The organism is candidate division KSB1 bacterium, assembly GCA_022562085.1.
GTDB lineage: Bacteria > Zhuqueibacterota > Zhuqueibacteria > Oceanimicrobiales > Oceanimicrobiaceae > Oceanimicrobium.
This window is the reverse complement of sequence record JADFPY010000102.1, coordinates 1-13,107: the sequence shown is the minus strand read 5'-3', so window position 1 is coordinate 13,107 and position 13,107 is coordinate 1. Positions and strand designations below refer to the sequence as shown.

Here is a 13,107-nt window from a genome sequence, read left to right as displayed (position 1 = left end):
AAAAAAATCGATGTCGCCATTGTCGGCGCCGACCGGATTACCGCAAACGGCGACACCGCCAACAAAATCGGCACGTACAATGTGGCAGTTTTATGCGAGAAACACGGGGTGCCCTTTTATGTCGCCGCGCCCTATTCAACTATCGATTTTAATTTACAAAACGGTTCCCAAATCCCCATTGAAGAAAGAGCCGCCGAAGAAATCACCCACGGCTTTGGCAGAAGAACGGCCCCCCTAAATACCAAAGTTTACAGCCCGGCCTTCGATGTCACGCCGAACGACCTCATCGCGGGCATTATTACTGAAGAAGGCGTCATCGAACCGCCCTATGAAATCAACTTGAAAAAACATGCAAAACTTTAAAGCTGTCCCGACTCAAATAAACAAAATTTCCCGACTTTTTTTGCTAACCTTATTGCCTATTCTGCTCCTGGGGTGCCAGCCTAAAGAAATCAGTTCAGCCAAACTTCACATTCAGAACAGGGATTGGCAGAAGGCCATTGAATTGTTGGAACAGGCTGTCGTCGCCCATCCGAATAATCCTGAAGCGCATTTTTTGCTGGGGAAAGCCTATGGGGACAAGTCGCGGTTCAAAGACATGAAAAAGCAATTTGGTGAGTCGCTACGAATCTCAACGAAATTTCAGCAAGAGATTTTTAACGAAATTGAAACTCACTGGATTCATCATTACAGCAAAGGCATCAAAGCTCAAAACGGCCGGGATTTCAAATTAGCTGAGAAATTATTGAAAACCGCCATTCTAATTGATCCGACGAAAAAAGAGGCTTACCATAAACTCGCCGCGAATTATGTTGAAACAAACCAAGCCAAAAAGGCTCTGCTGATTTACGAAAACCTGTTGAAGGAAAGTCCCACCGATCTAAACCTGCTGATGGCCGCCGGTAATTTATTTTATAAACAAAAACGGTTTGAGGACGTGGTCAGAGTCTTGAAAAAAGTGCTTGAAATCGAACCGGATCACCGGGACGCACTAGCAAACCTGGCCCTCTCCTACGATTCAATGGGAAAATCAGCTGAAGCCTTTACAATCTACCACCAGGCAGTAGAGGCTAACCCTCGTGATAAGGATTTAATCTTTCTACTGGGAGTTCATCAATACAACCGGAATCATTTCACAAAAGCAATTGAGCTTTTCGAACGGGTCCTTGAATTGAGTCCCGGGGAGTTTGAATCAACATCGAATATTGGCAACGCCTACCTGAGTATCGCTGAAGATTTGCGGGCAAAAATTAAGTCCTCGGTAAATGGTCCTGCCACTGCCAGGGAGATTCAGCAATTAAAAACCGAGGCGATTCTGACTTACAACAAAGTTATTCCCTATTTCGAAAAAGCCTTAGAAATGCAACCCAATCATCCCCTACTCTGGCGTAATTTAGGCGTCGCGTATATTAACACCGGGGAAAGTGAAAAAGGTAGACAGGCCTTTCTAAAAGCCCAGGAATGGGAATTGCGGTCCGTCAGCGACTCGTCGGATGATTCGTCCCGCTAATTGGTAATTTTTGGATGTCCGTTATTTAGTGGTCATCGGTTCCATCTTTTCAAAAATCCAATCCCAATAGCTTTCCGCACGTTGGTGAACATACGGCTTATCTTCCGGAAGCAGAAAACGCTCTTCAATTAAGCTCTCAGCCGCCTCGCGAACTTTATTTAAATAATCGTCCCGGGATTGGTAAAGTGAAAGGATACTCGGTCTCGGATCGTCCATTTGTGCTTTCTCTTCATCCGTGCGCGGCAGCGGAATGAAATTGCCGCGAAAATCGACCAACTCGTTTTTACCGCCAGCGAATTCTGCGCGCAAACTCCAGGGTGTGTAAGTGGCTAACGGCACCCGTACTTCCACATTCCGCAGGCCAGCGATTTCGTTACCAAATTCATCGACTTGTGAGACCAAAGAGGGAAAGGACCTTCCCAGGTTTGGTGGCTGATTGTCGACACTTCCCTGAAACCAACGGGGACCGTAATCAGCGCGGTAAGCCACATGAATGACTTCCGGGAATGTGGCTCCCGGAATTTTGGGAAAAGCAACTTTATCAACTGATACGAGAGTATTGGAATCGATGCGCGGATAGGCGCTTGGTGGCGGTGGTGCGTCATCCTTGACCCAATTCACAAGCTGCACCAGCAAAGCGCGGTAGTTCACTTTGAACTCTAAAGGATTACCTCGAAACACTTTAGAATTGTTTTGCTGCTGTGGGGGAAAACGCCGCGAAACGAAGTGCTGTCCGCTGGCGAGATGGAAAATGCGCTCATTTGGCAAAGGCTCAACATCTTTGGTACCATCCACGGAGGTATGAATCAAAGAAGCAGCACGGCCCCAATACTCATAGCCCGTATTTATATAAAATGTTTTTGGAGCATGCGCGGGGTTGTGCTGGTGAGCGAGCAATCCGTCAGACCGCCACTGGCCCGGGTCGTGCTGGCTCAGGCTGGTAAATGGAAAAATGTCTGTTGGGTAGAAAAAAGCTGAATAACGGTGGGCGTCGCGAGAGGGCTGCGCGAACCGATGGTTGAAACTACCGCGTCCGGCGCCGGCTGTGATAATCATCAGGCCATCGTACGCTCGGCGCCCTTTTTCATCCGTATTAAATCCCTGGTATAGAAAGTGCCTCAAAAAGCGACCGGTCTGTGAAACACCTGCGGCAATTCCATGCTTAACCGGAAAGAGGCTTTGGTCATCGTATTTCGAATATGAAATGATGTCACGGATTGTCGCTAAACCCAATCCTACAACCGCGGGGTCTTTAGCCTGGTATACCAACTCGTAAATCTTGCCGGCCTTAAAACCGCCCTCAAGGTAAATGTAAGTCAAATCCGGGATCACTTCTCCGCTATCCTCCCGGGCGAAGCGCCACTTTTCGCGCGGGAGGACCTGCCTCTTTGCATCCCTGCCATCGCGTACCGTCAAAACATTTTTGGAATAGATCGGATCAGCAACAGGATAACCAATGTGATTGCGGTGACTGATCTTGAGGGATTTTGCAGGACTATCGAGCGTCCAATCGCTGCGAACCAGGCCATAAATTGGACTACCGTCCAGATTGCGTGCTCTTGGCACATTTAGCCGTAAAGCGCCTTCTCTTTTGGGTACATCATATTGCCAGCCAAGCCAGATGACTGTCAGCCCTTGGCGCATGAGCAGCTCATCACCGAAAGCCTCGGGGTCGTTGGGGTCCATGCTTCCGGTTGCCGCACGGTTAAAATAGCTGGGCGAAAACTTACCGCCACGGTTGCTGACTTCGACGAGCGCAACGCCCCTCGCTTTTTTGTCATCGACGGGCTTGAGGACAACAAAATTGGCCCATGCTTCCACGAGGCCAGCAGAATTCCTGGGAGCCAGTGTGATATCTATTATCCGGGCATTCATGGGGTTAGCGGGATCAAATCCAAAATAGATGGTGCCATTCACAAGTTCGTAATCACCAAATTGGCCGTACACCTTTCCGTCAAGCACGGGTTGGCGTAATTTAACTTCGACGCGAAGAACTTTGGCGAAGCCTTGGCTTGATAACAGAAAGCAAAAGATAACAGAAAATAGCAGCGCGCTCTGTAAACAAGATTTACTTTTTGACCACATAGTTTTCCCCTCAAATTTTATTATTTCAAGTTTTCGGGATTAAGTCCTGCCAACTCGGGAAGTACAAATTTGCCATCCTTGCGAATCAGCTTGCCGTCAAAATAGATTTCACCGCCGCCGTATTCCCCTGTTTGAATCAAGACCATGTCCCAGTGAATGTTCGAGCGGTTGCCGTTGTCCGCTTCCTCGTAGGCCTTACCGGGGGTAAAATGGCAGGAGCCGGCGATTTTCTCATCAAACAAAATATCCAGCATTGGCGAGGTAATGTACGGATTAAAACCAATGGCAAATTCGCCTACGTACCTTGCACCTTCATCCGTATCTAAAATTTCGGTGAGTTTTTTATTGTTGTTGGCCGAGGCCTCGACAATTTTGCCTTTCTCAAATGTCAGGCGAACATCGCTAAAGGTTGTTCCCTGGTAGATGGTTGCGGTGTTAAAATGAATCGTGCCGTTGACCGAGTCGCGAACCGGGGCGGTGAAGCACTCGCCGTCAGGAATGTTGTGGCTGCCGGCGCAAGAGATCACCGGAATATCTTTAATGCTGAATTTTAGATCCGTGTCGGCAGCGACCAGCCGAACTTCATCCGTCGACTCCATCAGCTGCTGCAGCGGCTGCGCGGCTTTTTCCATTTTGGAGTAATCGAGGGTGCACACGTCGAAATAAAACGCCTCGAATGCTTCCGTGCTCATCTTCGCCTGCTGCGCCATGGATGGCGTTGGCCAGCGCAGAATCACCCACTTGGTTTTCGGCACCCGGAGTTCAAAGTGCACCGGCTTCAACCAGTGAGTTTCGTAAAGGCGCATCGCTTCGGTGGGTACATCCGACATTTCGGTGATGTTGTAGCTGCCGCGCACGCCGATATAAGCCTGAACGCCTTTCATTCGAAAAGCTTCATAAGCACCGATTTGCTTCATGATTCGCTCGTCTGCACAGCGCAAAAGCTCGCGCCCAATCCGGCTGTTTTTCAAGGTAACCAGTGGGACTCCTTTTTGCTCGCGAATTTTTCTGATTAGAGCAATTACCATTTCCTCGGGAATTTCGCTGGCTTCAATAAGCACGGATTCACCGGCTTGAATCTTGGTAGAATGGTTAACCAGGACGTTTGCTAATTTTTCAAATCGTGGATCTTGCACGAAATTTTCTCCTTTTGGCTTACGAGATTTTAATATGCAAAACAAATTCAAAAAATTCAAGTAGAAGTAAATGGTTTTATTTGCATGTTTTTGTTTGATGAATTATATTTGACATAATAATTGGTTCCATTGCCTGGTTAATTGAAAAATGCGCCAATATCTTGATCTCGTAGACCGTGTCCTGACCAACGGCACACATAAATCCAACCGCACCGGTGTCGACACCATTTCAACTTTTGCCGAGTTTTATAAAGTCGACCTGGCCGAAGGGTACCCGCTCTTAACCACAAAAAAAGTTTACTTCAACTCCATGCTGCGCGAAGTTTTCTGGTATCTCTCCGGCGAAGATCACATTCGTGAGCTGCAGAAACACACCAAAATCTGGGATGACTGGGCCGACGAAAACGGCAATCTGGAAACCGCCTACGGCCGCTACTGGCGGCGCTATCCGGTGCCACAAAACGGCGTGGCGCTTGGCGCGGAAGTCTTCGTGGATGAATCCCACCCGCATGTCCACAAGGAAGCGGACGGTTCTCTCTCCTTCGATCAACTCGGCTGGGCCATTGACGAACTCAAAAACAATCCCAACTCGCGGCGGATTGTCATCAACCCCTGGCACCCGGCAAATGCCGCGATCAGTAAACTGCCACCCTGCCATTCTTTTTGGATGCTCAACGTGCAAGGGGACCGACTCAATTGCCACCTGACTCAACGCAGCGCCGACATCGCCATCGGCGTGCCGTTCAACCTGGCTTGCTACGCCCTGCTCACCCAGGCTATTGCCCAGGAAGTTGGCTTGCGACCGGGAGAGTTTGCCCACACCCTGGTGGATGCGCATATTTATGTGAATCACGTTGACGGCTTAAAAGAGCAGCTCAAACGAGAACCGCTGCCACTGCCCCGCCTGGAAATCGCCCGCAAACCTTTCAACGATCTGCAATTTGAGGACTTCGAGCTGGTTGGCTACCAGTGTCACGAACCGATAAAATTTGAAGTTGCGGTCTGATGGCGCGACCGGAAATTATCATCCTTGCCGCTATTGCTGAGAAAAACCGCGTTATCGGCAAGGACGGCAAATTGCCCTGGTACATTTCCGAAGACCTCAAACGCTTTAAGCGGCTCACCACCGGATACGCCGTGCTCATGGGACGCAAGACTTTCGAATCCATCGTCGAACGGCTGGGGAAGCCGTTGCCTGAACGACGTAGTATTGTGCTAACTTCCAAATCATTTGCCGATTATCCTGGCATAGAAACGTATCCTGCAATCGAGTCAGCGCTTGCGGCAATCAAAAGTGAAGAGAAGATTTTCGTTATTGGCGGTGAAAGAGTTTTCAAAGAAACTTTAGAGATGGCGGATGCGCTCGAACTAACAATTGTGGAAGGAGACTATGATGGGGATGCGTTTTTTCCGGAATATGAGGAGATTATTACAGAGCAATTCCAAATTTTCAACAAAGAAGCAAAAGATGGGTATCGTTTTGAATCTTATAAACGAAAGTAGGAATCAATTAAGTCATTAATAAACTTCATCATGTTTGCCGATGTCAATAAAAATTGCTTTTGAATCACTTACAAAATAAAAGACAACTCGTACATCATATTCAACACTGAAGCTCCACAGTTCTTTTAACTTTCCCGATAATTTATGAGTTCTTAACTTTTCATCATAAGGATTTTGAGTAAAAACCTCAACTCGATCCCAAAATTTTGCTTCTAATTTACTCTTTCCTTTTATTTTTTTTTGAAAACTCGCTTGAATGAAGAGCTAAACGCAACTTCAGTCATTATTCTAATGTATCCTTTAAACTATTGATGTCACTCGAAAACTCCAACCTGTTTTCATCCAACTCTGTTGAGCTTTTTTTGTGATTTTTGTTCATTTCTTCTCTTCTTTCCTCAATCAAATATTTTTCAAGTAAAAATTTCAATTCCTTTTTTTCATTGGAAGATAATTTTTTTGCACCCTCGACAATGTTTGCAAATTCTGAGTACATAATATCCACCTATATAACTGAAAACATATTTAATTATAACCAAATATGCGAAATAAAATCTAAGATTTCAAGGAATAAATAGTTGAAGGTCTGAAAAAATAGCAAATTATAATACTAATCGGAAGCCGCTTTCATCTCACTGCTAAAGAAGAAAAAGACGGCTTCCGATTTGAAACTTACAAAAAACGCAAGTAGATTATTTTTTTGACAGCTCTTCGATCTTCTTCTTGATTCGCGGGTTTGGCATAATCTCATAAGCCTTTTCAAGACTTTTTACTGCCGCTTCTTTATCGCCTTTCATGCCAAGGGCTTCTCCAAGACTGTAGTGGCTCATAAAAGATTCCGGATGAAATTCTAAATTTAGTTTGAGCAGTGCAATGGCCTCATCGACTTTACCCGATCTTGCCAAACTTTCAGAAACACGTTCCAAAGGCCTCGCTTGAAAGTTGTAAGCAAACCCGCCGTAATGTTTTTCCCGCAGCTCATGGTACTTCTGTGTGGCTGAGTCAATTCCCTCTTTTTCAATTGTTTCGTTCATGACGTACTCGATGGTCTTTGGCTCCTCCTGTCCATGGTGGCAGGTGACACAGTTGACTTCCAGGGCGTTTTGTTTTCCAAGCTGAGTAAGGTGCTGACTGTTGATCGCATCCCGCATTTGGATCATCACGCGAGCTTTCTTTTTCGTTTCTTTCTCGTCGGAAACGAAGTCAAACTCGGAAAGCGGTTGCCCTTCTTCACCTACATGGCAAAACTGACAGCGGACGCCGAGACCCGAGACAAAACTCCTCATATTTCCCATGAGCTCCCCTTTGCTGATCTCTTTTGGTAAAACCTGCAAATTCTCAAATTTGTCCGGAATCTGGGCATTGCCCAAGGTTGCAAAAAACAGAATCACACTCGCAATCAAAAATAGATTTTTCATAATCCCTCCTTAAATTTTTGGGCGTTTGATACTCTGCCCAAAATATAATGAAGCAAAGGATGATGCTCTACTTATATGTGACGGAAAGGATTGTTTTTGTTGTCAATCGGTTCATCTTAGGGACGAAAAACTTGAGACTCATCTCAAGAAGAACGTGGTGCTCAGAAACTAATATACTTATACATCAACCGAATCAGTTTATACGCTTCCACCATATTCTTCGCTTTATAAGCAACTGTAAAGCCGTCGACTCTGCTCATTCCGGGAATCGCCTGAAGAATGTCGGCTCTAGCAGTGGTGGCAAAACGCATTTTGATTCGAACAGGCTTTCCGACGCTGAAAATCTTCGCAGATTTTAGACTGGCAAGGGCGTTTCTTGTAGCTGACGCCAGTCGTGCTCGAACCATTGTAGGGTGAACCAGATGAGCTACTAAAGGCGTGACCGCAGTTTTGGTGCTTGCCGTTGTTGTCGGAATCAATTTTTTAATTTCAACTGTAAACGCTGAGTCGCCGCTAGCCAAGATTACCGGGACACCGAGTTCGCCAGCGTAGGCCGCATTGAGTCCTCCTTCTCCAACTTCGATGTCATTCAGCCACAGCCCTTTGACCGAACCTGAACCGGTGTGCGCTAGAAATCCGTCAGGATCTCCTGCACGTGTATGGTAGCCAAGAAAAATGACAGCGTCAAAACTCGAATCCAGCCCCTGGACCATACCGAATGGTTTGATGTTTCCCTGAATATAGGTTACCCTTTCGTCCAGCTCTGTGTGCAGTAAGTTTTGCATATCCCCGTGAGAATCGTTAACCAGAATTTCCGCGGGGCCCTGTTCAAAAATGACAGCGACAACGGTATTGACTTCTTCGGTCATTAACTTCCGACCGAGCTGGTAATCTTTGCCGCCGCTGCTTCGTACCATATTTTGCGTTCCAACGCCACCAATGCCTTCCATGTCCACCGAAATCAAAATTTTTGGAGGGGGTTGTTGAGCGACGCAAAAACTTACCTGGATTGTAAGAAAAAGCGCACAGACGATGTGAATTGATTTCTTAGACATTTCAATCCTCCACATTAGATCGGAACGACCCTTCAACAAGTCGAATGAAAAAGCCCGCCAACCCGCTTATTTTCCCGTAGCTTGTTGTATAGTTGGACTGCCTCTTCAGTTTGAAGAAAGTGCAAAGCGACATTTCTATCGTTCAGCATTTGTAAAGTTTCAGAGCAAACCTGCAGTCGTTTGTCAATTCCCCTGGAGAGGATAACGACCTCGGCGCCGTTTTCCAGAAGTTCCTCAATATCAGCGGGCTGGATGCCGGGCACATGTCTTGTGCCGGTCTCTCGCCAATCCCACTCCCGGGCGCCGCCCGGGAAGAGCTTGGCATCCTTAAAAGCAGAACCCTGACCATCGACTTCGATCTGCCCCCAGGAAAGATGTGTGATACGCGGAGATTGCAGTTCGGTTTTCATGAATCCTCTACAATACCAGCTTGTCGCCATCTCTTTCAAAACCATTTTGCAGAAAAACCTCTGCAAGTTTACAGTTCGCTGCCGGCTTAGCATTGATCTCTAAAATCTCGAACGATTTTCCTGACGGCAAGTCAGTCGACAGGTTTTTTAACAGGTTAACACATTCATCCATCGCCTCTTGAGGAATCCTGGCCAGGCGCCAGAGCCTGGTTGCAAAGTTTTCGCTGTAGAGAACAGGTTGGTCGTCGAGCAAGACAAAATGATTGGACGAAGAGCGCATGACCGAGACTTTGTTACCGTGCATGTCCTGAAATTCCCGCTCCAAATTAGAAGAATGAAGTGCCGGGTCGGCGGTGCTTATCAAAATTGGTTTTGACATAGATTGTTTGGCTGCATAGAATAAATTAGGGCGGTTGCTTCATTCAGGCCGTCTTTGCGAGCGACTAACAGGAGCGAAGCAATCTCCATGGACTAATAAGGAGATTGCTTCATCCCGCCAAAGCGGGATTCGCAAAGACGGATAATAAACAGCATTTTGGCCTTACTTGCATCGCATCTCACTTGCTGGTCATCTCCGGCTTCACTTTCTTCTTTTTTATAATAATCGCCGGAACCGCGCTGTCTGCAACCAGCTTGTTGAAAGCCGGCAGGTCGGCGTCAAGAATTGTCTGCAGTTTTGCCAATTCAGCGTCAATTTTCCCGGACATCTCATCTTTTACTGCAATCGCTTGTTCAGTCGGACGATAATCGCCGAAAGCTGCACTCCGGCTCACTGCAGCGAGTTTGTTGTTTAATCGAATCGGGAAATTGAGCGGATCTTGCCGGCTCTGGTTCTTGGTTTGATAAAGTGACTCTTCGATTTCTGTCATCTGTTCGACCAGAGCCTTGCCGGCTTCTTTAATTTTATCCATGCCTTCATGATCTTCCAGCCGTTCCGTCACGTCTTCCACCTGTTTACGAACATCGCGAATCTGTTTGATCGCCAGATGAGTTTCAGTGAGTTTATCCCGTACCGAAATTTGAAAATCAAACTGCGCCTGCAGATCTTCCTGAGTCGATGAAGAACGCGGGTCTTTTAAAATCGCAAAGGTGACCGTTGTCGAATCCTCACCGGTGACCAGACGGGCCTGATAATTTCCCGGCACGGCCTGGGGGCCCTGGATACTGCCGCCCCACATAATCAAATCCTTAAATTTTTCAGCATCAGCATAGCGCAGGTTCCAGGCGAAACGATTCATCCCCGCTTTGATGGGAAGCTGGTCAGTTTTTTCTTTCGCTTTCGGATTAAAGCTTTTGATAAGTGTGCCGTCCTCTTCCAGAAACTTAAGCGCAACAGAGCTGCTATCAGGCGCTTCCTTAAAAGAATAATGAATCACGACGCCGTTCGGCGGGTTTTTACCGGCGGTTTTGGAATCTTCAGCCTTTCCGCGCATTCGGTAGGTCAGCCGGGGTTCAAAGAGCCACTTCTCGCTTTTTGCAACCTGCTCAGAAAGCTGGTGCAAAGGCGTCAAGTCATCGAGTACCCAGAATGAGCGGCCCTGGGTAGCCACGACCAGATCATCATTTTTAAGCGCCAGGTCCGTGATGGGTACGACGGGCAGATTCATTTGAAATGATTTCCAATTGGCACCGTCATCGAATGAAACGTACATGCCGCTTTCGGTTCCGGCATAAAGCAGCCCGCGTCGTTTTGGATCGGCGCGGATGACACGGGTAAAGTGCAGCGGGTCGATGCCTTTGGTGATCTTTTTCCACGATTTGCCGTAATCAGTCGTTTTATAAAGGTAGGGCCGAAAATCATCCGACTTGTATTTTGTCCCTGCTACATAAAGCCCGCCCGGCTCAAATGGGTGCGCTTCCATGCTGTTAATTTGCATCCATTCCGGCATGAGTTTAGTGGGAGGAGTGACATTCTGCCAATTCTCACCACCGTCCCGGGTGATATGAAGGAGGCCATCATCTGAGCCAGTCCAGATGACGCCGGCTTCATGAGGACTTTCCAATGCAGTGAAAATGGTACAGTAATATTCGATGCTGGTATTATCTTTGGTAATCGGTCCGCCGGAAGGACCCAGTTTGCTCGAGTCGTTTCGGGTTAAATCCGGGCTGATCGCTTGCCAGTTTTGTCCCTCGTTGGTTGTTTTAAAAAGCATGTTGCCCGCAGTATAAAGCGTGTTCGGATCGTGCGGTGAAAAGAAAATGGGGAAATTCCACTGGAATCGGAACTTCATGCCCTCGGCGCCGTGGCCCATGGGATTGTCCGGCCAGACATTGACGCCGCGCCTTTCGCCGGTTTTATGATTGACCCGAGTCAGAAAACCGTCGTAGGAGCCGCCGTAAACAATGTCCTGATCTTCAGCATGGATTGCCAGCCAGCCGCTCTCACCACCGGCGCTTGGTTCCCAGTCACGCTCTCCGATTGTGTCGCCATTCGAACGATGCAAAATTCTTACTGTAGAATTATCCTGCTGGGCGCCGTAAATCCGGTAGGGGAAGTGATTGTCCGTGGTAACCCGATAGAATTGTGCGGTCGGTTGATTGTGGTAGGTACTCCAACCTTCGCCGCCGTTATAAGTCACCTGAGCGCCGCCGTCGTCGCCAACTATCATCCGCTGTGAATTTTCGGGAGAAATCCACAGGTCGTGATGGTCGCCGTGAGGGGTCGTGATACGCTCATAAGTTTTACCGCCATCTTTGGACTTCCAGAAGCGGACATTTAACACATAAACCACATCCTCATTTTGAGTGTCGGCGTAAATGCGTGTGTAGTACCACGCTCGCTGACGCAGCTTGCGTTCCTCATTTATTTTTGTCCATTTCTCACCACCATCCTCGGAACGGAAAACCCCGCCGTCTTTGGCTTCAATGATGGCCCAGACTCTGTTTGGATTAACCGGTGAAATCGTTACGCCGCTAATTCCGACCGTGCCTTTGGGCAGGCCTTCATTCCGGGTGATCTCCGTCCAGTTGTCGCCGCCGTCTGTCGACTTCCAAATGCCGCACCCTTCGCCGCCGCTTTCCAGACTGTAAGGCGTGCGCTTAATGCGCCAGAAACTGGCAAACAGAATACGGGGATTGCCGGGATCCATGGCGAGGTCGACCGCGCCGACTTCATTGCTGACAAAGAGAATTCTCTCCCAGCTTTTGCCGCCGTTTTTGCTGCGGTAGACACCGCGCTCCTCGTTCGGCCCAAAAAGGTGACCGAGCGCCGCGACATAAACCAAATCAGGATTTTTAGGGTGAATCCGGATCCTTGGAATCCGCCGTGAGTCTTTCAGCCCGATGTTTTTCCAGGTTTTACCTGCGTCAGTGGATTTAAACATACCGTATCCGTGGGAGACGTTTCCTCGTACGGTCACCTCGCCGCCGCCCACGTAAATGACGTTGGGATCCCACTCGCTCACTGCAACTGCACCAATCGAACCGCCAAAAAATTTATCCGAAATGGACTCCCAGGTTTGGCCGCCATTCGCGGTTTTCCACACGCCACCACCGGTGCCGCCGAAATAAAAAGTCATGGGGTCACCGGGCACACCGGCCACCGCAGCCGACCGGCCGCCGCGAAACGGGCCAATAGAGCGGTATTCGAGTGCGCTGTAAAGAGATTCGTCGTAATCGACCTTCTTCTGGGCTTGCGTATTTGAGTCAAATAAAAGCCCCGTCACCACGACAAGCAGTACTGTGTTAAAAAATCTGGATTTAAACATTGCTTCCTCCTCTTTGTTTATTTAGAAATTCTTTCCAAAAAAATTTCTTTTGTTCAAGTGGGATTTGATTTTGATTTTCCTGATCATATTCCCATTTCAGGTGGTTATAATGAATATAATGACGAATTTTATCCAGAGATCTGTCGTTTCGAATGATATGATCATAGAATGAGTTTTGCCATTTGAAATGAAATGTATTTTGAAGTCGATTTATTTTACGAGAGACCGCAGATTTATATGAACTAATAACGACTGGTAATTTCTGGTATTGGCGTTGTAGGGAACA

At 47.6% G+C, this 13,107-nt stretch carries 12 protein-coding genes; 4 read left to right on the top strand and 8 right to left on the bottom strand.

The window, feature by feature from the left end:
* Positions 1-363: S-methyl-5-thioribose-1-phosphate isomerase (gene mtnA / locus IH879_10575; GenBank protein ID MCH7675382.1), on the top strand; the 363-nt coding region annotated here is incomplete at its 5' end.
* A 52-nt stretch (positions 364-415) separates the two neighbouring features.
* Positions 416-1,510, top strand: coding sequence for a tetratricopeptide repeat protein (locus IH879_10570; protein ID MCH7675381.1), 1,095 nt, complete (start codon positions 416-418; stop codon positions 1,508-1,510).
* 21 nt (positions 1,511-1,531) lie between these two features.
* Here the strand turns inward: IH879_10570 and IH879_10565 are convergent, their stop codons facing one another.
* Both IH879_10565 and IH879_10560 read right to left on the bottom strand, forming a co-directional pair.
* Entirely contained in the window at positions 1,532-3,595 is a 2,064-nt protein-coding gene (locus IH879_10565) for a hypothetical protein (protein ID MCH7675380.1), read from the bottom strand.
* Positions 3,596-3,615: 20 nt separating this feature from the next.
* Positions 3,616-4,731: an aminopeptidase gene (locus IH879_10560; GenBank protein ID MCH7675379.1), complete on the bottom strand. Its 1,116-nt coding sequence runs from the start codon at positions 4,729-4,731 to the stop codon at positions 3,616-3,618.
* Positions 4,732-4,879: 148 nt separating this feature from the next.
* On the opposite strand from IH879_10560, the gene thyA reads away from it, so the two are divergent.
* Entirely contained in the window at positions 4,880-5,737 is an 858-nt protein-coding gene (gene thyA / locus IH879_10555) for a thymidylate synthase (protein ID MCH7675378.1), read from the top strand.
* Complete coding sequence (locus IH879_10550) at positions 5,737-6,234, top strand: dihydrofolate reductase (protein ID MCH7675377.1); 498 nt, start codon at positions 5,737-5,739, stop codon at positions 6,232-6,234. Before thyA ends, IH879_10550 begins: the two co-directional genes overlap by 1 nt.
* A gap of 283 nt (positions 6,235-6,517) precedes the next feature.
* On the opposite strand, the gene IH879_10545 is transcribed toward IH879_10550, so the two are convergent.
* The 6 genes from IH879_10545 to IH879_10520 all read right to left on the bottom strand — a co-directional run bounded on the left by IH879_10545 (position 6,518) and on the right by IH879_10520 (position 12,821).
* Positions 6,518-6,727, bottom strand: a complete 210-nt coding sequence (locus IH879_10545) for a hypothetical protein (GenBank protein MCH7675376.1) — start codon at positions 6,725-6,727, stop codon at positions 6,518-6,520.
* Between the two features lie 196 nt (positions 6,728-6,923).
* A complete protein-coding gene (locus tag IH879_10540; GenBank protein MCH7675375.1) occupies positions 6,924-7,649 on the bottom strand; it encodes a c-type cytochrome in 726 nt (241 codons plus the stop codon).
* Positions 7,650-7,810: 161 nt separating this feature from the next.
* Positions 7,811-8,704: a M55 family metallopeptidase gene (locus IH879_10535; protein ID MCH7675374.1), complete on the bottom strand. Its 894-nt coding sequence runs from the start codon at positions 8,702-8,704 to the stop codon at positions 7,811-7,813.
* 32 nt (positions 8,705-8,736) lie between these two features.
* Complete coding sequence (locus tag IH879_10530; GenBank protein ID MCH7675373.1) at positions 8,737-9,114, bottom strand: Mth938-like domain-containing protein; 378 nt, start codon at positions 9,112-9,114, stop codon at positions 8,737-8,739.
* Positions 9,115-9,121: 7 nt separating this feature from the next.
* Positions 9,122-9,493: a hypothetical protein gene (locus tag IH879_10525; GenBank protein MCH7675372.1), complete on the bottom strand. Its 372-nt coding sequence runs from the start codon at positions 9,491-9,493 to the stop codon at positions 9,122-9,124.
* A gap of 178 nt (positions 9,494-9,671) precedes the next feature.
* A complete protein-coding gene (locus IH879_10520; GenBank protein ID MCH7675371.1) occupies positions 9,672-12,821 on the bottom strand; it encodes a glycosyl hydrolase in 3,150 nt (1,049 codons plus the stop codon).
* Positions 12,822-13,107 lie beyond the last annotated feature (286 nt).

Excerpts from the sequence above, each read along its gene's own strand:
- IH879_10565 (MCH7675380.1), bottom strand. The coding sequence starts at position 3,595 with ATGTGGTCAAAAAGTAAATCTTGTTTACAGAGCGCGCTGCTATTTTCT.
- thyA (MCH7675378.1), top strand. The coding sequence starts at position 4,880 with ATGCGCCAATATCTTGATCTCGTAGACCGTGTCCTGACCAACGGCACA.
- IH879_10550 (MCH7675377.1), top strand. The coding sequence starts at position 5,737 with ATGGCGCGACCGGAAATTATCATCCTTGCCGCTATTGCTGAGAAAAAC.
- IH879_10545 (MCH7675376.1), bottom strand. The coding sequence starts at position 6,727 with ATGTACTCAGAATTTGCAAACATTGTCGAGGGTGCAAAAAAATTATCT.
- IH879_10540 (MCH7675375.1), bottom strand. The coding sequence starts at position 7,649 with ATGAAAAATCTATTTTTGATTGCGAGTGTGATTCTGTTTTTTGCAACC.
- IH879_10535 (MCH7675374.1), bottom strand. The coding sequence starts at position 8,704 with ATGTCTAAGAAATCAATTCACATCGTCTGTGCGCTTTTTCTTACAATC.
- IH879_10530 (MCH7675373.1), bottom strand. The coding sequence starts at position 9,114 with ATGAAAACCGAACTGCAATCTCCGCGTATCACACATCTTTCCTGGGGG.
- IH879_10525 (MCH7675372.1), bottom strand. The coding sequence starts at position 9,493 with ATGTCAAAACCAATTTTGATAAGCACCGCCGACCCGGCACTTCATTCT.
- IH879_10520 (MCH7675371.1), bottom strand. The coding sequence starts at position 12,821 with ATGTTTAAATCCAGATTTTTTAACACAGTACTGCTTGTCGTGGTGACG.